General features: G+C 66.8%; 18 protein-coding genes and 1 tRNA gene. 14 read left to right on the forward strand and 5 right to left on the reverse strand.

The features are described 5' to 3' along the window. Positions 1-44 precede the first annotated feature (44 nt). The 3 genes from RU09_RS07355 to RU09_RS07365 all read right to left on the reverse strand — a co-directional run bounded on the left by RU09_RS07355 (position 45) and on the right by RU09_RS07365 (position 2,802). Positions 45-572, reverse strand: a complete 528-nt coding sequence (locus RU09_RS07355; RefSeq protein ID WP_042539055.1) for a hypothetical protein — start codon at positions 570-572, stop codon at positions 45-47. A 101-nt stretch (positions 573-673) separates the two neighbouring features. After that, entirely contained in the window at positions 674-1,534 is an 861-nt protein-coding gene (locus RU09_RS07360; protein WP_042539058.1) for a spermidine synthase, read from the reverse strand. 17 nt (positions 1,535-1,551) lie between these two features. Next, the gene (locus RU09_RS07365; RefSeq protein ID WP_042539060.1) at positions 1,552-2,802 is read right to left on the reverse strand and encodes an LCP family protein; all 1,251 of its coding nucleotides are present in this window, start codon (positions 2,800-2,802) and stop codon (positions 1,552-1,554) included. 143 nt (positions 2,803-2,945) lie between these two features. Between RU09_RS07365 and RU09_RS07370 the strand changes: the two genes are divergently transcribed. Genes RU09_RS07370 through RU09_RS07390 form a run of 5 tightly spaced genes read left to right on the forward strand, consistent with a single transcriptional unit; the run spans position 2,946 to position 8,449 of the window. Further along, positions 2,946-4,238 carry a sugar ABC transporter substrate-binding protein gene (locus RU09_RS07370; protein ID WP_042539062.1) on the forward strand — a complete coding sequence of 431 codons (1,293 nt, stop codon included), beginning with the start codon at positions 2,946-2,948 and terminating at the stop codon, positions 4,236-4,238. Between the two features lie 14 nt (positions 4,239-4,252). Then, positions 4,253-5,230 carry a carbohydrate ABC transporter permease gene (locus RU09_RS07375; RefSeq protein WP_042539064.1) on the forward strand — a complete coding sequence of 326 codons (978 nt, stop codon included), beginning with the start codon at positions 4,253-4,255 and terminating at the stop codon, positions 5,228-5,230. Further along, positions 5,227-6,060 carry a carbohydrate ABC transporter permease gene (locus RU09_RS07380; protein WP_042539066.1) on the forward strand — a complete coding sequence of 278 codons (834 nt, stop codon included), beginning with the start codon at positions 5,227-5,229 and terminating at the stop codon, positions 6,058-6,060. The genes RU09_RS07375 and RU09_RS07380 overlap by 4 nt, the downstream gene beginning before the upstream one ends. Next, positions 6,057-7,568 (forward strand): glycoside hydrolase family 3 protein, encoded by a 1,512-nt coding sequence (locus RU09_RS07385; protein WP_042539068.1) that lies wholly within the window; start codon positions 6,057-6,059, stop codon positions 7,566-7,568. Before RU09_RS07380 ends, RU09_RS07385 begins: the two co-directional genes overlap by 4 nt. Before the next feature lie 14 nt (positions 7,569-7,582). Beyond that, positions 7,583-8,449: a MurR/RpiR family transcriptional regulator gene (locus RU09_RS07390; RefSeq protein ID WP_042539070.1), complete on the forward strand. Its 867-nt coding sequence runs from the start codon at positions 7,583-7,585 to the stop codon at positions 8,447-8,449. 7 nt (positions 8,450-8,456) lie between these two features. Here RU09_RS07390 and RU09_RS07395 read toward each other — a convergent pair whose 3' ends face one another. Next, complete coding sequence (locus tag RU09_RS07395; protein ID WP_042539072.1) at positions 8,457-9,377, reverse strand: sugar kinase; 921 nt, start codon at positions 9,375-9,377, stop codon at positions 8,457-8,459. Positions 9,378-9,544: 167 nt separating this feature from the next. Between RU09_RS07395 and RU09_RS07400 the strand changes: the two genes are divergently transcribed. The 7 genes from RU09_RS07400 to rpoC all read left to right on the forward strand — a co-directional run bounded on the left by RU09_RS07400 (position 9,545) and on the right by rpoC (position 23,357). Beyond that, complete coding sequence (locus tag RU09_RS07400) at positions 9,545-11,218, forward strand: ABC transporter substrate-binding protein (RefSeq protein WP_042539074.1); 1,674 nt, start codon at positions 9,545-9,547, stop codon at positions 11,216-11,218. Between the two features lie 86 nt (positions 11,219-11,304). Then, the gene (locus RU09_RS07405) at positions 11,305-12,309 is read left to right on the forward strand and encodes an ABC transporter permease (protein WP_042539075.1); all 1,005 of its coding nucleotides are present in this window, start codon (positions 11,305-11,307) and stop codon (positions 12,307-12,309) included. A gap of 34 nt (positions 12,310-12,343) precedes the next feature. After that, positions 12,344-13,309, forward strand: coding sequence for an ABC transporter permease (locus tag RU09_RS07410; protein ID WP_042539077.1), 966 nt, complete (start codon positions 12,344-12,346; stop codon positions 13,307-13,309). After that, positions 13,306-15,012 (forward strand): ABC transporter ATP-binding protein, encoded by a 1,707-nt coding sequence (locus RU09_RS07415; RefSeq protein ID WP_042539080.1) that lies wholly within the window; start codon positions 13,306-13,308, stop codon positions 15,010-15,012. The genes RU09_RS07410 and RU09_RS07415 overlap by 4 nt, the downstream gene beginning before the upstream one ends. Before the next feature lie 44 nt (positions 15,013-15,056). After that, entirely contained in the window at positions 15,057-15,671 is a 615-nt protein-coding gene (locus RU09_RS07420) for a hypothetical protein (protein WP_042539082.1), read from the forward strand. Positions 15,672-15,892: 221 nt separating this feature from the next. Continuing rightward, positions 15,893-19,396 (forward strand): DNA-directed RNA polymerase subunit beta, encoded by a 3,504-nt coding sequence (gene rpoB, locus RU09_RS07425; protein WP_042539084.1) that lies wholly within the window; start codon positions 15,893-15,895, stop codon positions 19,394-19,396. An 85-nt stretch (positions 19,397-19,481) separates the two neighbouring features. Next, positions 19,482-23,357 carry a DNA-directed RNA polymerase subunit beta' gene (rpoC, locus tag RU09_RS07430; protein ID WP_042539086.1) on the forward strand — a complete coding sequence of 1,292 codons (3,876 nt, stop codon included), beginning with the start codon at positions 19,482-19,484 and terminating at the stop codon, positions 23,355-23,357. A gap of 128 nt (positions 23,358-23,485) precedes the next feature. On the opposite strand, the gene RU09_RS07435 is transcribed toward rpoC, so the two are convergent. Then, positions 23,486-24,076 carry a hypothetical protein gene (locus tag RU09_RS07435; protein WP_042539089.1) on the reverse strand — a complete coding sequence of 197 codons (591 nt, stop codon included), beginning with the start codon at positions 24,074-24,076 and terminating at the stop codon, positions 23,486-23,488. 85 nt (positions 24,077-24,161) lie between these two features. On the opposite strand from RU09_RS07435, the gene RU09_RS07440 reads away from it, so the two are divergent. Together RU09_RS07440 and RU09_RS07445 are read left to right on the forward strand one after the other, a co-directional pair. Next, positions 24,162-25,091: a PfkB family carbohydrate kinase gene (locus tag RU09_RS07440; RefSeq protein ID WP_042539091.1), complete on the forward strand. Its 930-nt coding sequence runs from the start codon at positions 24,162-24,164 to the stop codon at positions 25,089-25,091. A gap of 86 nt (positions 25,092-25,177) precedes the next feature. Beyond that, positions 25,178-25,262: transfer RNA gene (locus RU09_RS07445), tRNA-Tyr, on the forward strand. Positions 25,263-25,378: the final 116 nt, after the last annotated feature.

The following is a 25,378-nucleotide window of genomic DNA, read 5'->3' on the forward strand; positions in this document are numbered from 1 at the left end:
AGCGTCGGACCGCTCAGCGCAGCGTCAGCCGGCTCGATGCACCGTCAGCCCGCGACGAGCTGGGTCGTACGCCGCCGCTCGGCGGCTTCGATCGCGAGCAGCACCGTCTCGAGCTCTCCGTCCTGGGCTCCCGCTTCACGACGCAGGAAGAGGGACTGCTTGAAGCTCTCGCGGGCCGTCTCGTAGTCGCCGGCTTCGTAGGCGTTCTTGCCGTGGTGGTGATGGGCGAAAGCCGCGATCGAGACCCAGCGCTGCCCTTCCGCCTCGGCTGCGCACGTGGCGAGTTCCTGTGCGGCGGCGGTGTGTGCGCCGCGGTACTGCAGGATCGTGGCGTGCAGCACCCGGGCACGCAGAACGTCCTTGCGGGTTCCGGCCATGCGAGCCTGTCGCACGGCTTCGTCAGCGAGGGGGAGGGCTTCGTCCAGGCGGTCGAGCACCTTCAGCAGCCAGACGCGCTCGAGCAGGGCCGGAAGGCTGCGCTGACCGTCGATCTCCTCCAGCCGTGCCGCACACTCATCGAGATCGACGCGCTCGCGAAGGCTCTCGTGGTCATAGCCTCTGATGAAACTCATTGCTCTCCTTCCGCAGCGTCCCCCGTCAAGTGTGCCTCGCGACGGCGCCGTCGTCGGGGCGGCACGCCCCGCACCCTCGCATCCGATCTCGATCGAGGTGCTCAGCGGAGGAACAGCGAGGCATCCGGGCGAGGCGAGGCCACGGCATCCGCATCCGTGACCACACGTGCACCCTGCACGAACGCGGTCACCTCGGCGCCCTGGGCGATCTTCGCCGGATGCGGTCCGGCGGCCAGCATCCTCGGCAGCCATTCGGTCGGGAGGGGAGCGGCAGATGCCGCGATCACCAGGTTGCCGAACCTGCGGCCCTTGAGCACCTGGGTGTCGGCGAGGACGCCGATCTCGGGAAGCACCTCCGCGATCGTCGCGACCTGACGTCGAGCGAAGGCGAGGCCGGGGCCGTCGGCGACGTTCACGAGCAGCACGCCTCCCGGTGCGAGCAGCTCGGCGAGTTCGCGGTAGAACTCGACGCTGGTGAGGTGGGCAGGCGTCTGGGCGCCCGAATAGACGTCGGACACGACCAGATCGCAGCTGCCGACGATGGCCGGCGGAAGACGGCGGACGCCTCCGCGGGCGTCACCGATCCGCAGTCTGATCGACGCGCCTCTCGGCAGCGGAAGGTGCTCGCGCACGAGTGCGGCCAACGGAGCCTCGAGCTCGATCACCTGCTGCCGCGAACCGGGCCGTGTGGCCTCGATGTAGCGGGGGATCGTCAGCGCTCCCGCTCCGAGGTGCACCGCGGTGAGGGGGCCGCCCGCGAGCTGGTCGATGACTGCGCCCATGCGCACGATGTACTCGAAGTGCAGGTGCGTGGGGTCATCGAGGTCGACGTGCGACTGCGGGGTGTCGTCAACGATGAGCTCGAACCCGGTGGTGAACTCCGACGGCACGATACGGGCGATGCCTCCGTGGTCGAGGCGGGCCTGCGGGTGTTCGGTGTCCTTCGCGCGCGTCCTGCCCATCCTCCGAGACTACGCGCTCAGTCCGCCTGGACGCCGACCGAGCAGGTCTCCTGGTCGAGGGTCTGCCCCGAGATCTCCGGGGGGAGGGTCGCCCGCGCCTCGGGCGCCTCGGTCGCCGTCTCGACCGGCTCGTCGACGGGCGGCGGCGTCGCGAGCTCCACGCTCCGATGCGTCGCGACGTCACCGGCGAGCGTGATGGGCTCTCCTGCGCTGAGCGCCGCCCAGAGCGGGGCCGCGGCGTCGTAATCGGGTACGACCTTGTCGCTGTCCTCCGGGTCCGTCAGGTTCGGGTACTGCACGAACACGAAGTCCGAGAACTCGACATCCTTGAGGGCGAGCGCCAGCTGTGTGAGGGTCAGGGCGTTGCTCAGCGACTCGCTCGGCACGATGTTGTCGGCGACCGTGTCCATCAGCCGAAGCACCTTCGACGGGTCGGTCAGCGTCTCGGCGCTCAGGATCTTCTTGGCCAGTCGCGACATGTACTGCTGCTGATTCGAGATGCGGGCGAGGTCGCTCCCGTCGCCGACTCCGTGCCGTGTGCGGATGAATGCGAGGGCGCTTGCGCCCGACACCGTGTGCGTGCCGACCGGCAGGTCGACACCGGCGAGGGTGTCGTGGATGCCTTCACCCGCGACGCACACGTCGACTCCGCCGATCGCATCGGTGATCGCGATCACGCCGTCGAAGCTGATCTTGGCGGCGAACTCGACCGGCAGTCCGCTGAGATCGGTCACGGTCTTCGCGACGCACGAGACACCGGCGTGCTCGAAGACCTCGTTGATCCGTCCCTTCGACATCGCCGACGCGGTCGAACCGTCTTCCCTCTCGCACTCGGGCACCTCCAGCCCGAGGTCGCGGGGGAACGACACGACGGTGACTGCGCGAGGCGCCGCCGAGACGTGGACCAGGAGGGTCACGTCGTTCAGGGCTCTCTGCTCGCTCTGGGCGCATCGATCGCCGAGGATCTTCGTCGAGACCTCTCCGCACTCGTCCGTCCCGACGATGAGAAGATTGAAGGCCCTGTCGCTCGGGTACGCGCCCAGCGACGGAGGAGCCACGTCCACGTCGTCCTCGAGGGTGACCGCACCTTCGCCGACCCGGTTCAGCACGTCCGCGGCGACGAAGCCCGCCACCGCGACGGACGAGACGAGGATCACCGCCAGGGCGACTCCGAGGAGTCTGAAGAGAGTCGAGAACGCACTGGGCGTAGGAAGACCCGCGTGGCGCGCGACCGTCGAGCGCTTCGCGTCGTCGAGGGCCCCTGACATGCCGTGAGCCTACCCGCGGAGGCCGATGTTACGGCCGCATGACGTTTCCGAGAATAACTTGCAGGGAATTAGTTAGTGATGAATACTTTTTCCTACGTGGTAGGCACCCGATGCCGCCAGGACGTTCAAAGAGGAGATCCCTGATGCACAAGCGCATTCTTCCGGTCATGGCGCTGGGCGCCGTGGCCACACTGGGCCTGGCGGCCTGTGCCGGTGGCGGAGCAGACACCGGCGGAGCCGTCGACGGAGAGGGCCAGGAGCTCACCGTCTGGATCATGAAGGGCACGAACCCCGACGCGACTGCGTTCTACGACGAGGTATCGAGCGCCTTCGAAGACGAGACCGGGGCCACGGTCAAGATCGAGGAGATCCAGTGGGCTGACGCTCACGACCGCTTCGTCACGTCGATCGCCGGCGGCACCACGCCCGACATCGCCGAGACGGGCACCACCTGGACGGCGGAGTTCGCGGACGCAGGTGCCCTGGAGCCGCTCGACGAGTACGTCGACGCTGAGAAGGGCCTGCGCGACGACCTCGTCGAGGGTCTCGCGGTCGCCGGCACCTACGACGAAGAGCTGTACGGCATGCCGTGGTACGCCGGTGTCCGCTCGATCGTCTACCGCACCGACGTGTTCGAGGAGCTCGGTCTCGAGGCTCCGAAGACGTGGGACGACATCGTCACTGCCGGTGAGGCGATCAAGGCAGCCAAGCCCGACATGCTGCCGTTCCCCGTCGCGGGCGACGCCGAGTTCCAGGTGTACCCCTGGGTCTGGGGCGCGGGCGGCGAGGTCGCGACCCTCGACGGCAAGACCTGGACGAGCGAGCTCGACAGCGAGGAGTCGCAGGCCGGCATCGAGTTCTACACCGGACTCGCGACCGAGCACGGCTTCTCGTCGGCCGGCGCCACCACGTGGAAGGAGACGGACCTCCGTGACTCGTTCACGCAGGGGAACGTCGCCATGATGCTCTCGGGCTCGTGGACCCCGAAGGCGCTGATCGAGGCGAACCCCGAACTCGACGGCAAGATCGGCGCGGCAGTGATCCCGGGCGAGGACGGCGGAATCGCTCCGTCCGTGCTCGGAGGCTCGCACCTGTCGGTCTTCAACACGACGAAGAACGCAGACCTCGCGTGGGAGTTCGTCAAGCTGATGACCACGGGCGAGTTCGCCGAGCAGTGGGCTGACGAGACCGGCTACTTCCCGGGCGTCCAGTCGGCGATGGAAGAGGCCCTCGCCTCGACCGACCCGCTCGTCGCTCCGTTCGCACAGCAGATGGTCGAGGGCGGCGCATCCGTGCCCGTCACCCCGAACTTCGGAGCCGTCCAGGCGAAGAAGACCACCAACTCGATGATCCAGGCGATCCTCGGCGGGCAGAAGGACGTCGCCACGGCGACGAAGGATGCCGCAGCCGAGATGACCGAGCTGCTCAACAAGTAAGGCTGTATCCCTTCATGTCGATGGTGCAAGCGCCACTGCCGGCCACGAAGGCGGAGTCCACCTCCGCCTCCGTGGCCGGCGGCCAGCCCCGGCGGCGAGGACTCTCGCTGCTCACGGCCCGCCCCTGGCTTCTTCTCGCTCCCGGGCTGGTCATCCTCGCGGTGCTCATGCTCTGGCCGCTCATCCAGGTCTTCATCTTCTCGCTGCAGGACTACGGTCTGCGCGAGATCAACACGGGCGAGAACAACTGGATCGGCGTCGACAACTACGTCGAGGCGCTCACCAACCCGACGCTGTGGACCGTCGTCCTGCCGAACACCGTCGGCTTCGCCGCTGTCGCCGTGTTCGTCACGGTGGCGGTCGGCACGCTGGTCGCGCTCCTGCTCGCCAAGCTGGGCACGGTCTGGCGCACCATCGTCTCGAGCTGCATCATGGTCGCGTGGGCCATGCCGGCCGTCACCGGCACCTACGTCTGGACGTTCATCTTCGACGCCGACCGGGGCATCTTCAACACCACCCTGCAGAACCTCGGTCTGATGGACGAACCGGTCAACTGGTTCACCAACCAGTGGTCGTTCTACGCGATCGTGCTGCTGAACGTCGTGCACCACGGCTTCCCGTTCGTCGCGATCACGGTGCTCGCCGGTCTCCTCGGCGTCTCGAAGGAGATGCTCGAGGCGGCCGCGCTCGACGGGGCGAACGCCTGGATGCGCTTCTGGAAGATCATCTTCCCGACGCTCAAGCCCGTCTTCTCCGTCGTCATCATCCTGTCGACGATCTGGGACTTCAAGGTCTTCGCGCAGGTCTACCTCATGCCGGGCGGCGGGGGAGGCAACCGGTCGGTGCTCAACCTCGGCGTCTGGTCGTACGTCGAATCCTTCGGCCAGAACCGCTACGGGTTCGGCGCCGCCCTCGCCGTGCTGCTCACCCTCGTGCTGATCGGAATCACGATCGTGTACATCCGCTCCCTGATGAAGGAGGACGAGCTGTGAACCCCCGCCCGTCCGCCATGTCGCGCCTCGGCACCGGCATCGCGATCGCCGCCGTCCTGATCTTCACGCTGTTCCCCGTGTACTGGATGGTCTCCAGCGCGTTCGATGCCAAGGCATCCAGCGGCGGTCAGTCGCTGCTGCCCCAGGAATTCACGTTCGACAACTTCGCCTTCGTCCTCACCGACGGCGGCTTCGGCACCTACCTGCGCAACTCGGCCATCGTGGCCCTGGTGACGGTTCTGGTGAGTGCTCTGGTCTGTCTGCTCGCGGCAGTGGCGGTCGCCCGGTTCAAGTTCAAGTTCCGCACGACCATCCTGATGATGATCCTCGTCGTGCAGATGGTCCCGCTCGAGGCTCTCGTCATCCCGCTCTTCCTTCAGGTCAAGAGCCTCGGACTGCTCAACAGCATCCTCGGTCTGATGGTCGTCTATGTCGCGCTCTCGCTCGCGTTCGGGATCTGGATGCTGCGCGGGTTCGTCGCCGCGGTGCCGGTCGAGCTCGAAGAGGCCGCGTACATCGACGGGGCCAGCTGGTGGCGGATGTTCCGCTCGATCCTGCTGCCGCTCGTGATGCCCGGCCTCGTGGCCACCAGCATCTTCAGCTTCATCACGGCCTGGAACGAGTTCATCTTCGCGATGACGATCCTCGGCAGCGAGACCGACCAGTACACGGTCTCGATCGGTCTGAAGTCCTTCTTCGGTCTGCACTCCAACGACTGGGGCAGCATCATGGCCGCGTCGACGATCATCACGATCCCCGTCATGGTCTTCTTCGTGATCGTGCAGCGTCGCCTCTCGGCAGGCATGGTCGCGGGAGCGGTGAAGGGATGACCGACGAGCTCGTCCGCCTCGCCAACGCGGTGCTCTGGCCGGGGTTCCTCGGCACCGAGGCGCCGGACTGGCTCCTCGCCGAGCTGCGCGACGGCCTGGCTGGAGCGGTGTACTTCAGCCAAAACGTCGGTAATGGGCTGCCTGCCCTGAGCGACGAGATCCTCCGCGCGAACCCGGACGCGCTGATCGGGATCGACGAGGAGGGCGGCAACGTCACGCGCCTCGAGTCGGCGGCCGGTTCCACCCTCCCGGGGGCCGCCCAGCTCGGCATCGTCGACGATGTCGATGCGACGAGGGACTCCGGTGCGGAGCTCGCTCGACGGGTCGCCTCGGTCGGCGTCAACGTGGTGCTCGGGCCCGTCGCCGATGTGAACACGGATCCGCGGAACCCCGTGATCGGGGTCCGTTCCTTCGGCAGCGACGAAGAACTCGTCGCCCGTCACGTGCAGGCGGCGGTCGACGGACTGCAGAGCAATGCCGTCGCCGCATGCGTCAAGCACTTTCCCGGACACGGCGACACGCATCTGGATTCGCACCACGCGCTGCCCGAGATCTCGCTCGACATCGCCGAGTACGAGAGCGTGCACCTCGAGCCGTTCCGTGCCGCGATCGCCGCGGGGGTCGACGCCATCATGACCGCGCACATCGTCGTTCCGGCGTGGGGGGAGGAACCGGCGACGCTGAATCCCCGGGTGCTCGGGATGCTGCGGGACTGGGGTTTCGACGGCGTCATCATCTCGGACGCACTCGACATGGCGGCGATCCGCGAGACCGTCGGCATCGGCCAGGGCGCCGCACGCGCCGTGGCGGCCGGCGTCGATCTGCTGTGCATCGGCAACCCGACGAACCGGGGTGAAGCCACGCTCCCCGACCAGGACAGACGGGACTTCCTCGCCGCTCGCGACGGGATCCTCGCGGCGGTGAGCGACGGCTCGCTGCCGCGCGAGAGACTCGCCGCTGCGGCCCAGAGGGTCGCCCGTCTGGCCGAGACCCTCCGCACTCGTGCCACGACCGCGCCTCCCGTCGGCTACGACGGATCGGAGATCGTCCGACGAGCCATCACCGGCGCGACCGCGGATGCCGAAGTGCTCGCGGTGGTCGACGCCCGCCGTCGTTCGACTCTCGCTGTCGACAGCGCGTCCGCGTATGTGGCTCAGACGCTCGCAGCCGACGGCCACCGTGTTCGTGTCGACGTCGCGCGTTCGTCGATCGACGAGCAGGACTCCGCTCTCGAGCGAGCCGTCCTCGCCGAGGGGCTGACGGTCATCCTCCTGGATCGGCCTGACGCCGATGACGCGCAGCGCTCGCTGGTCGAACGCGCCGCTCTGCGCGACCCCGAAGCCGTCGTGGTCAACGTCGGACTCGCGGCCAGGCGGCCACTGCCGCTCCCCGTCGTGGAGGTCGGATCCGCGAGCAGGATCGGTGCTCAGGCCGCCAGAGATCGACTCACCGGCGGGGCTTCGCACCGCGCCGTTCGGTCGCCCGCGAGCGCAGGACCGCCTGACTGAGGCAGGATGACACCGTGGACGACGATGTTCTCGCGCTGGTGCGCCGATCCGTTCCTCGACTGAGTGCTGCAGAAGCACGGGTCGCGGAGACGATCCTCGGCGACCCCACGCTCGTCGTCGATCTCGCCATCAACGATCTCGCGCAGCTCTGTCACACGTCTCTGTCGACCGTGGCCCGGTTCGCGCAGTCGCTCGGCTTCAGCGGGTACCGGGAGCTGCGGGTGGCGGTCGCTCGCACGGTCACGCTCGCCCAGGCGCAGCGGGCGCGTTTCGGCCTCGACACCACGGCGATCGACCCGGACGACGAGCCGTCGGCGATCGCCGCGAAGCTCGCAGCTCAGGAGATCGACGCGATCGAGAAGACGGCGCGCGGGCTCGACGCGGACGCACTCGACCGGGTCGCGAGGGCCGTCGTGGCAGCCCGCCACGTCGATCTGTTCGGGCAGGCGGCCTCGTCGTTGACCGCCCAGGACCTTCAGCAGAAGCTCGCGCGCATCGGCTGTTCGGTCGCGCACTCCGCTGATCCGCATCTGGCCCTCACGACGGCATCGCTGCGGACCTCGGACGACGTCGTCATCGCCTTCTCGCACGGCGGCGAGACCCAGGAGGTCGTCCGCGCCGTCGAGATCGCCCGGGACGCGGGTGCGCTGTCCGTGGCGATCACGAGCGCGCCCGACTCGACGCTCGCGCTCGCCGCCGACATCGTGCTGATCACCTACGCGCAGGAGTCGCCGTTCCGGATGGCCGCGATGTCGAGCCGCATCGCACAGCTGGCGCTGGTCGACATCCTCTTCGTGCGCGTCGTGCAGCACCGGGGCGAACCCGTGGTCATCCCGCTGCAGCTCACGCACGACGCCGCGGCGTCTCGGCGCCGCCGGTAGGGGCCGATCAGTCGATGTGATCGCGGGTGCTGACCAGCGCTCTGGTCGCGATCCTGTGCGCGCGGGCGAGGCTGCCGGTGAGGGAGAGTCCGGTCAGCACGCCGGCGAGGAACCCGGCGGCGAACGCGTCGCCGGCTCCGATGGATTCCACGACGGGGACGTCGAGCGACCTGCTGTCGGTGCGTTCCGCTCCGTCGAACGCCACGGCGCCGTCGGGGCTCGTGGCGAGCAGATACCTCGGCTCGGGGAACAGCTCGCGCAGCCGATCCGGCTCGGCGGTGCCGAACACCGACTGTGCGTCGGGTCGAGTGCAGAACGCGATGTCGGCGCGGCGCACGTAGTCCGAGATCACGGCGCGCCCTTCGTCCTGGCGTCCGCGCCAGAGCGCGGGGCGCCAGTTCACGTCGAAGCTGAGCAGCCGACCGTCGCGGGGTGCATCGAACAGCGCATCCTGTGCAGCCCGCGCGGAAGCCGAGAGAGCAGGCGTGATCCCGGAGGTGTGCACCAGCGCCGCCTGACCCAGAAGGACGGATGCGGCGGGGGATTCGAGGGTCGCGGGCGACAGCGCCGCGGCTGCTGAGCCCGAGCGGTAGTAGTGCATCGTCCCGTCGACCGAGCCGTCTGGGCGAGGCGACAGCTCTTTCACGTAGAGACCGGTCGGGGCTTCGGCGTCGACGTCGACGGCCGAATCGTCGACCTCGTGTCTGCGCAGCTCGGCCGTGAGGAACCGACCGAAACCGTCGTCGCCCACGCGGGACACGACAGCGGTGCGGATTCCTGCCGACGCCAGTGCGATCGCGGTGTTCCACTCCGCCCCGGCGAGCGATCGGTGAAAGGTGCGCACGTCCTCGAGAGGAGCGGCAGTGGCGGGGACGAAAGAGACGAGGCCCTCGCCGACGCAGACGGCGAGGGGAGATGTGTCGGGCACGTTGTGGACATTACCGGATGGGCACGACCACGTAACTTCCGTAACAGGAATGCAACCTGGAGGTGTTTGCATCGGAATGCGCACTGGGTAGCGTCGAGGCATCACCGTTCCGAAGTCGACGATGTCTTCGGGACGCGCACTGTAGCGCTCGACAGGAAGGTCACACAATGCACCACTCAGTCACGCGTCGGCGAGGACTCCTCGCCGTCACCGGAGCCGCACTGGCGGCGCTGGTCCTCTCGGGATGCGTCGCCAGCGAGCGCAGCGACGACGGCGGAGAGGCTGCGGGCGATGTCGACGGCACGTTCGTGTTCGCCGCATCCTCCGACCCGGCCAGCCTCGACCCGGCATTCGCACAGGACGGCGAGAGCTTCCGCGTCTCGCGGCAGATGTTCGAGGGCCTCGTGGGTACCGAACCCGGCACGGCCGACCCGGCACCGCTGCTCGCCGAGTCGTGGGAGTCGTCGGAAGACGGCATGAGCCACACATTCACTCTGAAGGAGGACGTCACCTTCCACGACGGCACCCCGTTCAACGCCGAGGCCGTGTGCGCGAACTTCGACCGCTGGTACAACTGGACCGGCCTCGCGGCATCAGAGGCGTTCGGCTACTACTACAACAAGCTCTTCAAGGGCTACGCCGACAGCCCGGCGGACGCCGTCTACAAGTCCTGCACCCCTGACGGCGACTACTCCGTCACGATCGACCTGAACAAGCCGTTCGCCGGATTCGTCGCGTCGCTGTCGCTGCCGTCGTTCTCGATGCAGAGCCCGTCGGCACTCCAGGAGTTCGGCGCCGACGACGTGAGCGGCTCCGCCGAGGCTCCCGTGCTCTCCGAGTACGCGATGGGGCACCCGGTCGGCACCGGCCCGTACCAGTTCGACGAGTGGGCGCCGGGCGAGCAGGTCACGCTCAAGGCCTACGACGACTACTGGGGCGAGGCGGGCCAGATCGACGAGATCATCTTCCGCACGATCGACGACCCGACCGCGCGTCGCCAGGCTCTCGAGTCCGGATCGATCGACGGCTACGACCTCGTGGGTCCTGCCGACACCAAGGCGCTCGAGGACGACGGCTTCACCATGGTGTCGCGCCCTCCCTTCACGATCCTCTACCTCGCCTTCAACCAGGCCATCCCCGAGCTGCAGGACCCCAAGGTCCGTGAGGCGCTCTCGTACGCGGTCGACAAGGATGCGCTGATCAGCCAGGTCCTCCCCGAGGGCACCGAGAAGGCGATCGAGTTCGTTCCCGACACCGTCAACGGCTACAACCCCGACGTCACGACCTACGACTACGACCCTGAGAAGGCCAAGTCCCTGCTCGCAGAGGCAGGCTATGACGAGGCCAACCCGCTGAAGCTGACCTTCAACTACCCGGTCAACGTCTCGCGTCCGTACATGCCGGACCCCGAGCAGATCTTCACGGTGCTCTCGTCGCAGCTGGCCGAGGTCGGCGTCGAGACCACCCCGGTCTCGGAGGAGTGGGTCGAGTACCTCGACCGCACCACGGGAACGGCCGACCACGGCATCCACCTGCTGGGCTGGACCGGTGACTACAACGACACTGACAACTTCGTCGGCGTCTTCTTCGGTCAGCAGAGCTCGGAGTGGGGCTTCGACAACCCCGAGCTGTTCCAGAAGCTGAACGAGGCTCGCGGTGTCTCCAACCTCGAGGACCAGACGGCCCTCTACGAGGAGATCAACGAGATGGTCGCGCAGTTCATCCCGGGTGTGCCGATCGCGCACCCGGCGCCGACACTGGCATTCGACCCTCGCGTCGAGAGCTATCCCGCCAGCCCGGTGAACGACGAGGTCTTCACGGACATCGTCCTCACCGAGTAGGTCTGACCGACTGAGATGCCCACCCGGGTCTCCGCGCTCGCCGCGGAGGCCCGGGACCGGCGTACCTTCTGATCAACGGAGACCTCTTGCTGCGCACCATCGGCAGGCGACTGCTTTTCCTCATTCCCACTCTGATCGGCCTCAGCATCCTGCTGTTCGCCTGGGTCAGGGCCCTGCCAGGCGGCCCGGCCGTCGCTCTTCTCGGCGAGAAGGCGACTCCGGAGGCCGTCGCCAGGGTCAACGAACTCTACGGCTTCAACAAACCGATCCTGGAGCAGTACTTCATCTGGGTCGGCCGCCTCCTCCAGGGCGACTTCGGAACATCGATCCAGACGAACCGGCCCGTGACGGAGGAGTTCTTCCGTCGCTTCCCCGCGACGCTCGAGCTGAGTGTTCTCGCGCTCATCTTCGCGGTCGGCGTCGGCATCCCGCTCGGCTACTGGGCGGCTCGCCGCCACGGCAAGTTCACCGACCACGCGTCGGTGGTGCTGAGCCTCGTGGGCATCACCATCCCGGTGTTCTTCCTGGCCTTCATCCTGAAATACGTGTTCGCGGTGCAGCTCGGGTGGCTTCCCTCGGACGGCCGTCAGAACCCCCGAATAGATGCCACGCACCCGACGGGGTTCTACGTCTGGGACGGCATCATCACCGGCGAGTTCGACGCGTCCTGGGACGCGCTCATGCACCTCGTCCTCCCGGCGCTGGCGCTCGGCACGATCCCGCTCGCGATCATCGTCCGCATCACCAGGGCGAGTGTCCTGGAGGTGCAGAACGCCGACTACGTGCGCACGGGCCGCGCGAAGGGCGTCGGTTCGTCGACTCTGCGCAGTCGCGTGATCCTGCGCAACGCGATGCTGCCCGTGATCACGACGATCGGTCTGCAGACCGGACTCCTCATCTCGGGGGCGGTGCTCACCGAGACCGTCTTCGCGTTCCCCGGCATCGGATCCTTCCTCGCGAGGGCGATCTTCACGCGGGACTTCCCGGTGCTCCAGGGGTTCATCATCTTCATCGCGATCGCCTACGCGCTGATCAACCTGGCGGTCGACGTGTCGTACAGCTTCATCGATCCGAGAGTGCGGGTGCAGTGATGTCCCGTCTCGTTCTCCGAAAGGGGGTGGCGTCATGACCATCTCGCTCCCACCCGCGCAAGGACCATCCGCAGCGAGCGGCGAGGTCGTCGACACCGTCGCCGTCGGCCGAGCAGGGCTCAGAGAGGGCCCTGGCGGATTCTGGCACGATGTGTTCCGCCGCCTCCGCCGCAACCCCACCGCCTGGATCGGCGCCGGCATCGTCCTGGTGTTCATCCTGGTGTCGGTGCTCGCTCCCGTGCTCGCTCCGTACCCCGAGACCGCATTGCCCGGCGCGAAGTTCATCACGCCGACGCACATCCCGGGACCAGGGGAGCTGCCCGAGTTCCCGCTCGGCCTCGACCGCTTCGGCGGCGACGTGCTCTCCAAGCTCATCTGGGGTGCGCAGGCGTCGCTGCTGATCGGTGTCATCTCGACCGCCCTGGGTCTGGTCGGCGGAATGATCCTCGGTCTTCTCGCCGGCACGTTCGGCGGATGGGTCGACACGCTCATCATGCGCGTCGTCGACATCATCCTGTCGGTGCCGAACCTGCTGCTGGCCGTCTCGATCGCCGCGATCCTGGGTCAGACGCCCTTCGCGGTGATGATCGCGATCGGTGCGTCGCAGGTTCCGATCTTCGCGCGCCTGCTGCGCGCGTCGATGCTGCAGCAGCGATCGAGCGACTATGTGCTCTCGGCCCAGACGCTGGGCCTCGGACGCGGTCAGATCACCATGTCGCACGTCCTGCCCAACGCGATCGGCCCGGTCATCGTGCAGGGGACGCTCACGCTGGCGACGGCTGTCATCGATGCGGCGGCGCTGTCGTTCCTCGGTCTCGGCGGCGGTCGCCCCGAGACGGCCGAGTGGGGGCGCATGCTCACCTACGCGCAGGCCGAGCTCGCCATCGCGCCGTGGCTGGCATTCCTGCCCGGCATCTGCATCGCGGTCACCGCGCTCGGCTTCACCCTGTTCGGTGAGGCTCTGCGCGAGGCCATGGACCCGAGGACGAGAGCACGATGAACGCTGCGAACGAGAACCGGGCGCCGAACGCGCCCCTGCTGTCTGTCGAGGGCCTGGCCGTCGACTTCGCCACCATGGACGGCGTCGTGCACGCGGTCGAGGGCGTCGACCTCGAGATCGCTCCGGGTGAGACCGTCGCGATCGTGGGGGAGTCGGGGTCGGGCAAGTCGACGACCGCGATGGCCATCATCGGGCTGCTCGCCGGGGGCGGCCGCGTCGCCGCTGGCAGCATCCGCCTCGACGGCCGCGACATCACGCGCGCCTCCGAGAACGAGCTGCGCACGATCAGGGGGCGTGATATCGGCCTCGTGCCACAGGACCCGATGTCCAACCTGAATCCGGTCGCTAAGATCGGCACCCAGGTCGCCGAGACCCTCCTCGCGCACGGTCTCGCCACCAGGCAGAACGTGAAGGAGAAGGTCGTCGAGGCGCTCAGCGCCGCGGGCCTGCCCGACCCCGAACGCCGTGCGAAGCAGTATCCGCACGAGTTCTCGGGCGGCATGCGCCAGCGCGCGCTGATCGCGATCGGTCTGGCGTGCAAACCTCGTCTGCTGATCGCGGACGAGCCGACGAGTGCGCTCGACGTCACCGTGCAGCACACGATCCTCGATCAGATCGGTCAGATGACGCGCGAGCTGGGCACGGCCGTGCTGCTCATCACGCATGACCTCGGTCTCGCGGCCGAGCGCGCCGAGCGCGTCGTCGTGATGCACCGGGGCAAGGTCGTAGAGCAGGGGCCGGCCAACCAGATCCTCGAGGCGCCGCAGCATCCGTACACGCAGTCGCTCGTGGCGGCGGCACCGTCGGTCGCGGCAGCGCGCCTGCGGCCGGAGGCGTTCCGTGTCGAGGACCGGCCCGCTCAAGGGGCGGATGCTCCGGCCCTGGCGGACGAGGTGACGCCCGGGGTTCCGGCCGCCGACCACATCGTCGAGTTCGAGCACCTCACCAAGGTGTATCCGGTCCGAGGGCAGAAGGAGGACTTCGTCGCCGTGAACGACGTCTCCCTCGCGATCCCTCGGGGGGAGACGGTCGCCATCGTGGGCGAGTCCGGGTCCGGCAAGACCACCACGGCGCGGATGCTGTTGAAGATCATCGAGCCGACGAGCGGCCTCATCCGGTACGGGGGCAAGGACATCGCGTCCCTCGACCGCGCGGAGACGAAGGACTTCCGTCAGCGGGTGCAGCCGATCTTCCAGGACCCGTACTCGAGCCTGAACCCGATGTTCACGATCGAGCGCCTGATCTCCGAGCCGCTCGACTTCTACAAGCGGGGGAGCAGCGCCGACAGGCGCAAGCGCGTCCGCCAGCTGCTCGACGATGTGGCCCTGCCGCAGTCCATGCTGCGGCGGTATCCGTCGGAGCTGTCCGGCGGGCAGCGGCAGCGTGTCGCGATCGCCAGGGCGCTCGCCCTCTCGCCCGATCTGATCGTGTGCGACGAGCCGGTGTCGGCGCTGGACGTGCTCGTGCAGGACCAGATCCTCACACTGCTCGGCGACCTGCAGACCGAGTACGGGCTCAGCTATCTGTTCATCTCGCACGACCTCGCGGTCGTGCGACTGATCAGCGACTACGTGTGCGTGATGAAGGACGGATCTCTCGTCGAGGCGGCTTCGTCGGAGGAGATCTTCACGAACCCGCGCGACCCGTACACGCGCCGCCTGCTGGCGTCGATCCCGGGGAACGAACTCAACATCGCCTCCTGAGGCGCCGAGAGCGCATGGTCACAGCCGGTATATAGGCTGTGGCCATGCGCTCTCCCCTTCCGTCCGCGGCAGTCATCCTCCTCGCTGCATCGCTCGTCCTGACCGGATGCTCCTTCTCGACCACGGAGTCGTCGACCTCGACGGGCGAGGAGCCGGCGGAGTCGAGTGCTCCGAGCACCCAGGAATCGACGAGTCTCGACGCGGCACCCGCCACGGGAGAGACGATCACCGGAGACGGGTACACCTACGTCGTCCCCGAGGGGTGGGCCGTGCCCGATCAGGAGATCGCCGGCTTCAGCCCGGACACGCTCGCCGCGAACCGACAGGACACGGACGGGTTCGCCGACAACGTCAACGTCCTCGAGTCGCCTGCCGGCCTCGTCACTCCTGACCTCGTCGAGAGCGCCGGAGTGACCGAGCTCGAGGGAGCCGGCGCGACCGACATCGTCGTGAACGACCGGGTGACGATCGCAGACTCCGAGTCCGCTCACCTGTCGGCGTCGATGACGAGCGAGGGCACGACCTACAGCGTCGAGCAGTACTACGTCAGCACCGACGACCAGACCTACGTCGTCACGTTCTCGTTCAGCGACACGGTGACTCCCGACGAGCGGCAGGCGGTCGCCGAGTCGATCCTCGTCACCTGGACCTGGGTCTGACCGACGTCCGACGAGGCGTCCTGAGGGCGCCAATACCGCAGCATCCGAAGAACGTCAAGGATTGAGCTTGCCATGTCGCAAGTTCGCGCGTATAGTTGGTAGTTGCGCTCGCTTCTCCCTGCCCTCATATGGTGGTCGGCATTTCGTTGAGCATCCGGGCGCACACTCACCTGACGACAAAGGAATCGAGAAGCCCTGCGGGGCTCACGGAGGTTATTCCCTTGGCTGCTGCTCGCAACGCATCCACCACCACCACCACTAAGAACGGACGCGGAGCATCCCGTCTTTCGTTCGCCAAGATCTCCGACACGCTGACGGTCCCTGACCTTCTCGCTCTGCAGACCGAATCCTTCGGCTGGCTCGTCGGCAACGACGCCTGGAAGGCTCGTGTCGCAGAGGCCAAGAAGGCCGGCCGCACAGACGTGAACGAGAACAGCGGCCTCGGCGAGATCTTCGAGGAGATCTCCCCGATCGAGGACCTCGGCGAAACGATGCAGCTGTCGTTCACGAACCCGTACCTCGAGCCGGAGAAGTACTCGATCGAGGAGTGCAAGGAGCGTGGCAAGACCTACGCCGCTCCGCTGTACGTCGAGGCCGAGTTCATGAACCACCTCACGGGCGAGATCAAGACCCAGACGGTCTTCATGGGCGACTTCCCGCTCCAGACCGACAAGGGCACGTTCATCATCAACGGCTCCGAGCGCGTCGTCGTCTCGCAGCTCGTGCGCTCCCCGGGTGTCTACTTCGACAAGACCCCCGACAAGACGTCCGACAAGGACATCGTGTCGGCGCGCGTCATCCCGAGCCGTGGTGCATGGCTCGAGTTCGAGATCGACAAGCGCGACCAGGTCGGCGTCCGCGTCGACCGCAAGCGCAAGCAGTCGGTCACCGTGTTCCTCAAGGCGCTGGGCATGACCAGCGAGGAGATCCTCACGGAGTTCGCCGGCTACACCTCGATCGAGGAGACGCTCGCGAAGGACACCATCGTCACGAAGGAAGATGCGCTCCGCGACATCTACCGCAAGCTGCGTCCGGGCGAGCAGGTCGCTGCCGAGGCTGCGCGTGCGCTTCTCGACAACTTCTACTTCAACCCGAAGCGCTACGACCTGGCGAAGGTGGGTCGTTACAAGATCAACCACAAGCTCGGTCTCGACGCACCGCTGACCGACTCGGTCCTCACGGTTCAGGACATCGTCGCGACGATCAAGTACCTCGTGCGTCTGCACGCAGGCACGGAAGAGACCTTCCCCGGCATCCGCTCGGGCAAGAAGGCCGACATCCGCATCGCGACCGACGACATCGACAACTTCGGCAACCGTCGCATCCGCGCGGTCGGCGAGCTGATCCAGAACCAGGTCCGCACCGGTCTCTCCCGCATGGAGCGCGTCGTCCGCGAGCGCATGACCACGCAGGACATCGAGGCGATCACGCCGCAGACCCTGATCAACGTGCGCCCCGTCGTCGCAGCGATCAAGGAGTTCTTCGGAACCTCGCAGCTCTCGCAGTTCATGGACCAGAACAACCCGCTCGCGGGTCTGACCAACAAGCGCCGCCTCTCGGCTCTCGGCCCCGGTGGTCTGAGCCGTGACCGCGCAGGTGTCGAGGTCCGTGACGTCCACCCGTCGCACTACGGCCGCATGTGCCCCATCGAGACCCCGGAAGGCCCGAACATCGGTCTGATCGGTGCTCTCGCGACCTTCGCGCGCATCAACTCGTTCGGCTTCATCGAGACCCCGTACCGCAAGGTCACCGGGGGCGTCGTCACCGAGGAGATCGACTACCTGACGGCTTCCGAAGAGGTCGACTTCAACATCGCGCAGGCCAATGCCCCGCTCGACAAGAACGGTCGCTTCATCGAGAGCCACGTCCTGGCCCGCCCCAAGGGCGGCAGCGGCGAGGTCGACATGTTCCTCCCGGAGGACATCGGCTACATCGATGTCTCGCCTCGCCAGATGGTGTCGGTCGCGACCTCGCTCGTGCCGTTCCTCGAGCACGACGATGCGCAGCGCGCGCTCATGGGCGCCAACATGCAGCGTCAGGCTGTGCCGCTGCTGCGCAGCGACTCGCCGCTCGTCGGAACCGGTATGGAGGGCTACACCGCCATCGACGCCGGCGACGTGCTCACGGCTGAGAAGCCGGGTGTCGTCACCGAGGTCTCCGCAGACCGCGTCACCGTCATGCTCGACGAGGGTGGAACGCAGGATTACCACCTGCGCAAGTTCGACCGCTCCAACCAGGGCACGTCGTACAACCAGAAGGTCGTCGTCAACGAGGGCGACCGCGTCGAGGTCGGAGAGGTCATCGCTGATGGCCCCGCCACCGAGAACGGCGAGCTGGCCCTCGGAAAGAACCTCCTCGTCGCGTTCATGACGTGGGAAGGCTACAACTTCGAGGACGCGATCATCCTCAGCCAGGACCTCGTGAAGGACGACACCCTCTCCTCGATCCACATCGAGGAATACGAGGTCGACGCCCGCGACACGAAGCTCGGCAAGGAGGAGATCACCCGTGATCTCCCCAACGTCAGCCCTGAGCTGCTGAAGGATCTCGACGAGCGCGGCATCATCCGCATCGGCGCCGAGGTCCGCCCCGGCGACATCCTCGTCGGCAAGGTCACGCCGAAGGGCGAGACCGAGCTGTCGGCGGAAGAGCGTCTGCTCCGCGCGATCTTCAACGAGAAGAGCCGCGAGGTCCGTGACACCTCTCTGAAGGTGCCCCACGGTGAGCAGGGCACGATCATCGCCGTCAAGGAGTTCAACGCCGAGGACGGCGACGACGAGCTCGGCTCCGGTGTCAACCGCCGAGTCGTGGTCTACATCGCCCAGAAGCGCAAGATCACCGAGGGTGACAAGCTCGCCGGTCGTCACGGCAACAAGGGTGTCATCGCGAAGATCCTCCCGATCGAGGACATGCCGTTCCTCGCGGACGGAACCCCCGTCGACATCGTGCTGAACCCGCTGGGCATCCCGGGTCGAATGAACTTCGGTCAGGTGCTCGAGACCCACCTCGGGTGGATCGCGAAGCAGGGCTGGAAGGTCGAAGGAAACCCGGAGTGGGCTACGAAGCTCCCGAAGGACGCCTTCGAGGCCGCGCCCGGCACCAAGGTCGCCACCCCGGTGTTCGACGGTGCGAGCGAGGAGGAGATCGCAGGTCTCCTCGACTCGACCATCCCGACCCGTGACGGTGTGCGCCTGATCGACTCCACCGGAAAGGCCCAGATGTTCGACGGCCGCTCCGGCGAGCCGTTCCCGGCGCCGATCTCGGTGGGCTACATGTACATCCTGAAGCTCCACCACCTGGTCGACGACAAGATCCACGCGCGTTCGACTGGTCCGTACTCGATGATCACCCAGCAGCCGCTCGGTGGTAAGGCGCAGTTCGGTGGCCAGCGATTCGGTGAGATGGAGGTGTGGGCCCTCGAGGCCTACGGTGCCGCATACGCGCTCCAGGAGCTCCTCACGATCAAGTCCGACGACATCCTCGGCCGCGTCAAGGTGTACGAGGCCATCGTCAAGGGCGAGAACATCCAGGAGCCCGGCATCCCCGAGTCCTTCAAGGTGCTCATGAAGGAGATGCAGTCGCTCTGCCTGAACGTCGAGGTCCTCTCGGCAGACGGCACGCTCGTCAACCTGCGTGACACCGACGACGAGGCCTTCCGCGCTGCGGAGGAGCTCGGCATCAACATCTCCAGCCGCTTCGAGGCCGCCTCGATCGACGAGATCTAAGGTTCAGGCCGCCGACTGAGCAGCATGCCCGGTCGGCGGCCCACCTCCCCGATTTCTTCAGAAGAATTCCTACACAGGAGAATTTGTGCTCGAGTCAAACACTTTCGATGAGCTTCGCATCGGCCTGGCCACCGCGGACCACATCCGCGCCTGGTCCTACGGCGAGGTCAAGAAGCCTGAAACCATCAACTACCGCACCCTGAAGCCGGAGAAGGACGGTCTCTTCGGAGAGCAGATCTTCGGCCCGTCCCGCGACTGGGAGTGCGCCTGCGGAAAGTACAAGCGTGTCCGCTTCAAGGGCATCGTCTGCGAGCGCTGCGGCGTCGAGGTCACCAAGTCCTCGGTCCGTCGTGAGCGCATGGGTCACATCGAGCTCGCCGCTCCCGTCACCCACATCTGGTACTTCAAGGGTGTTCCCTCGCGTCTGGGCTACCTGCTCGACATGGCGCCGAAGGACCTCGAGAAGGTCATCTACTTCGCCGCCTACATGGTCATCTCGGTCGACGAGGATGCTCGTCACCGCGACCTGGGCACGCAGGAGAACAACATCCGTCTCGAGCTGAAGACGCTCGGAGACCGTCGCGACGCGAAGATCGCCGAGCGTCTGGCACGCCTGGAGGAGGAGCTCGCTTCCCTCGAGGCGGAGGGCGCCAAGGCCGACGCGAAGAAGAAGGTCAAGGACGCCGCCGAGAAGGAGATGTCGCTCATCCGCAAGGGTGCCGACGAGGCGATCGCCAAGCTCGAGCGCGTGTGGGAAGACTTCCGCACCCTCGAGGTCGGCGCACTGCGTCCCGAGGACGACGTCTTCCACGAGCTGCAGGACCGTTTCGGTCAGTACTTCGAGGCCTACATGGGCGCCGAGTCGATCCAGCGTCGCCTCGCGGCGTTCGACCTGGCAGCCGAGGCGGAGAGCCTGCACCTGCAGATCTCCGAGGGCAAGGGCCAGCGCAAGATCCGCGCGATCAAGCGTCTGAAGGTCGTCAACTCGTTCCTGGAGACCGGCATGAGCCCGGCCGCCATGGTGCTGGATGTCGTTCCGGTGATCCCGCCGGAGCTGCGCCCGATGGTGCAGCTCGACGGTGGCCGCTTCGCGACCTCCGACCTCAACGACCTCTACCGTCGTGTGATCAACCGCAACAACCGTCTTCGTCGTCTGATCGACCTCGGTGCCCCCGAGATCATCGTCAACAACGAGAAGCGGATGCTGCAGGAGGCCGTCGACGCACTGTTCGACAACGGTCGCCGTGGTCGTCCCGTCACCGGAACCGGCAACCGCGCCCTGAAGTCCCTCAGCGACATGCTGAAGGGCAAGCAGGGTCGCTTCCGTCAGAACCTGCTCGGAAAGCGTGTCGACTACTCCGGCCGTTCGGTCATCATCGTCGGACCGCAGCTCAAGCTGCACCAGTGCGGTCTGCCCAAGCAGATGGCTCTGGAGCTCTTCAAGCCGTTCGTGATCAAGCGCCTGATCGACCTCGGTCACTCGCAGAACATCAAGGCAGCCAAGCGCGCTGTCGAGCGCACCCGTCCCGAGGTCTGGGACGTGCTCGAGGAGATCATCCGCGAGCGTCCGGTGCTGCTCAACCGTGCACCCACCCTGCACCGTCTGGGCATCCAGGCCTTCGAGCCTCAGCTCGTCGAGGGCAAGGCGATCCAGCTGCACCCGCTCGTCTGCGCGGCGTTCAACGCCGACTTCGACGGTGACCAGATGGCTGTCCACCTGCCGCTGTCGGTCGAGGCTCAGGCCGAGGCCCGCGTGCTGATGCTCGCGTCGAACAACATCCTGAAGCCGTCCGACGGCCGCCCGGTCACCCTGCCTTCGCAGGACATGATCATCGGCCTGCACCACCTGACCACGGTCAAGGCGGGCGCAGCCGGTGAGGGCCGTGCATTCGGTTCGGTGGGCGAGGCGATCCTGGCCAAGGACGAGGGAACCCTCGACCTGCAGGCCAAGGTCCGCATCCGCATCCCGGGTCTGACGTTCCTCGAGGGCGAAGCTCCCGAGGGCTACGAGCGTCACGGTCTCGTCGACGCATCGCTCGGACAGGCGATCTTCAACGACACGCTTCCTAAGGGATACCCGTTCGTCCGCGAGCAGGCTGACAAGAACAAGCTGTCGCAGATCGTCAACAAGCTGGCCGAGGAGTACCCCAAGGTCGAGACGGCTGCGTCGCTGGACCGCATCAAGGACGCCGGTTTCTATTGGGCGACTCGCTCCGGTGTGACCGTCGCTCTGAGCGACATCCTGACGCCTCCGAACAAGGCGGAGATCGTCGCCGGCTACGAGAAGCAGGCCGCGAAGGTCCAGTCCCAGTACGAGAAGGGCCTGACGACCGACACCGAGCGTCGCCAGGAGCTCATCAAGATCTGGACCGAGGCGACGGACGAGGTTCAGGCCGCGATGCGGGCGAACTTCCCTGAGGACAACACCATCAACCGCATGGTGTCGTCCGGTGCTCGTGGTAACTGGCTGCAGATCCGGAACATCGCCGGTATGCGTGGTCTGGTGAACAACCCCAAGGGTGAGATCATCCCGCGTCCGATCATCTCCTCGTACCGCGAGGGTCTGTCGGTTGCGGAGTACTTCATCGCGACGCACGGTACCCGTAAGGGTCTGGCCGACACCGCTCTGCGTACCGCCGACTCGGGTTACCTGACCCGTCGTCTGGTGGATGTCTCGCAGGACGTCATCATCCGCGAAGAGGACTGCGGCACGTCGAAGGGCCTCGAGCTCCCGATCGCCGCTCCGAACTCGCAGGGCGAGCTGGTGCGCGATGCGAACGTCGAGAACTCGGTGTTCGCTCGTACGCTGGCCTCCGATGTGGTCGACAGCAAGGGCGAGGTTCTCGCTTCTGCCGGTGACGACGTGGGTGACGTGCTCATCGACAAGCTGGTCGCGCTGGGTGTCGAGAGCATCAAGGTGCGCTCGGTTCTCACGTGTGACTCCGCTGTCGGTGTCTGCGCGCAGTGCTACGGCCGTTCGCTCGCGACGGGTAAGACCGTCGACATCGGAGAGGCCGTCGGCATCATCGCGGCCCAGTCGATCGGTGAGCCCGGTACCCAGCTGACGATGCGTACCTTCCACACCGGTGGTTCGGCTTCGGCCGATGACATCACGCAGGGTCTGCCCCGCGTGCAGGAGCTCTTCGAGGCGCGTACCCCCAAGGCTGCGTCGCCGATCGCAGAGGCCGACGGTCGCATCACTATCGACGAGACGGACAAGGCCAAGAGGCTCATCCTGACGCCCGACAACGGTGACGAGGAAGTGATCTACCCGGTTCTGAAGCGTGCGACGCTTCTGGTCGAGGACGGTCAGCACGTCAGCGTCGGTCAGCCGCTCCTGGTCGGAACGCTCGACCCCAAGGAGGTCATGCGTGTCATGGGTGCCCGCGAGGTGCAGCGTTACCTCGTCGGTGGCGTCCAGGGCGTGTACCGCTCGCAGGGTGTGCCGATCCACGACAAGCACATCGAGGTCATCGTCCGTCAGATGCTCCGCAAGGTCACCGTCGTCGATCACGCCGACACGACCCTGCTTCCGGGTGAGATGGTCGACCTCAAGCGCTACCAGGCGATCAACCGCGAGGCTGTGGCAGAGGGCAAGCGCCCGGCGTCCGGCCGTTCGGAGCTGATGGGTATCACGAAGGCGTCGCTCGCGACGGAGTCGTGGCTGTCGGCCGCCTCCTTCCAGGAGACGACCCGCGTGCTCACCGAGGCTGCGATGCAGGGCAAGCGCGACCCGCTGGTCGGTCTCAAGGAGAACGTCATCATCGGTAAGCTCATCCCCGCCGGAACCGGTCTCTCGAAGTACCGCGACGTCACGGTCGAGGCCACCGAGGAAGCCAAGAGCGAGCGCTACCCGAACCGGATCTTCGCATCCGACGGCGCGTACGCTGACGGCGACTTCGGCTACGTCGACTTCGACGCGTTCTCGACGGACGACATCACGCCGGGTACGTACAATTGACCCGCTTGCGGGTCATGATTGAGCGAGCACGCGCGTAGCGCGAGCGAGTCGAAAAACTGACGTACTGAGTGAGTGAGTGAGAAGGCCCCGGGCGATTCGCCCGGGGCCTTCTTCGTGTCCGGATGCCGTCAGTCGAAGAGGTGCGCCACGATGCTCGAGGTATAGCCCTCGGGGGCCAGGTTGGAGTATTCGGAGTCGATCAGCACGTCGTCACGCCAGAACAGGGTGCGCCCGTCGGTGACCGGGTACTGCGTGTTCGGCCAGGTCTTCTCGCAGCGGGTGCCGCCGTCCGGCGTGAAGCACGTGAAGCCCTCGTCGGCGACGAGAGCGTTCAGCATGTCGAGGGCCGGGCCGCGGCTCATCAGAGAGATCGTCGTGACGAGACGGGTGGTGTCGGCCTTCGGGTCCGCCCAGATGCAGGTCAGCGTGCCGTCGTCGCCCACTCCGGAGGGCCCGAGGGCCGCATCGTTGAGCGGGATGCCGTCGAGCTGGGCGAGCACGTCGTCCGACAGGATGGCGCGACAATCGGAGGGCAGAGCGATCGGCGTCTCGGTCGGAGTGGGGGAGGGTGACGGACTTGTCGATCCATCGGGCGAAGAACTCGACGACGGCTCCCCGGATTCGCTCGGGCCGGCGGATCCTGAGCCGGTGGAACCGCAGCCGGTGAGCAGCGTCACGAGCAGGAGAGCCGCAGCTCCGGCGGCGATTCGAGGGTTCATGCGCTCACCGTAGCGCTGATGGGATGCAGTGCAGGGAAGCCGCGCAAGCGGGCCCAGAAGCCGCTCTCGCGGTAGTGTCGGCAGAATGAGTGATGAATCCTCCCGAGCACGCGGTGCAGTCGTCGTCGGAGACGCACTGATCGACGAGATCCACGACGGCGGGGGAGTGCGAGAGCTGGTGGGCGGCGCGGCGCTGAACGTCGCCGTCGGCCTTCGCCGGCTGGGCGTGCCGACGACGCTGATCGCGATGGTCGGAGAGGACGAAGCGGGTGCGCACATCCGCGAGTACCTCGACGATCACGACGTGCGACTGATCGCGAGCGAGGCGCCGCTGGGCTCGTCTCGTGCGATCGTGCAGCGTGCGTCGGACGGCGAGCCCGTCTACGTCTTCAACGAGGCGGCGCAGAGGCGCAGCATCCGGTACTCGGGCGAAGCCGTCCAGGCGATCGCCGACTCGGGTCTCGTGGCTGTCAGCTGCTTCCCCTTCGATGTGCCTGCTGAGGTCGATGCGCTGCTCGAGGCCGTCGGTGATGCTCGACTCGCTGTCGACCCGAACCCGCGTTCGGGCATGCTGAGTGATCGCGCCGAGTTCGTCCGCGGCTTCGAGCGTGCGGCTGCCGGGGCATCGATAGTCAAGGTCGGCGCCGATGATGCGTCGCTTCTCTACGACGGCGATCTCGACGCCCTCCGGGCACGGCTGCGCGCCCTCGGTGTCAGCGCGGTCCTCGCGACCGCTGGTGCTGATGGCGCCGCACTCGAGTCGGATGCCGGCATCGTGACGGCGCCCATCTCGACGCTGCCAGGACGCGTCGTCGACACCGTCGGAGCGGGCGATGCGACCCTCGCCGCTGTGGCGGCGGGATTGGCGAACGGCACGCCGTCCGACGCTGACGGGTGGCGGCAGCTGCTCGTTCGAGCGATGGATGTGGCCGCCGCGACCTGCCGCGCCGAGGGCGGCCTGCTGCGGACTCCGGAGTCCCTGGCCGACCCCGACCAGGGCGTCTTCGGGAGCTGAGCGCTCGATTTCTCACGCCTGCCCTCGGCAGGTATGATTATCTATCGTGCCCCCGGTTGGCTGTCGAAGTCGGACGGGTGCGCTCTGGCGAGTTACCCAAGCGGCCAAAGGGATCTGACTGTAAATCAGACTGCTCAGCATTCGGGGGTTCGAATCCCTCACTCGCCACCAGAGAAGTTCCTCGGCCATGCGAGGTCGACGCTGAACAGTTCGCACACGATGAGAAACGCCCCCGCACCGCGGGGGCGTTTCTCGTTTCTGTTCTGGCGGAGTCTTCTTCCGCTGCC

The sequence above is a fragment of the Microbacterium sp. MEJ108Y genome (genome assembly GCF_000834175.1).
Classification (GTDB): Bacteria; Actinomycetota; Actinomycetes; order Actinomycetales; family Microbacteriaceae; genus Microbacterium; species Microbacterium forte.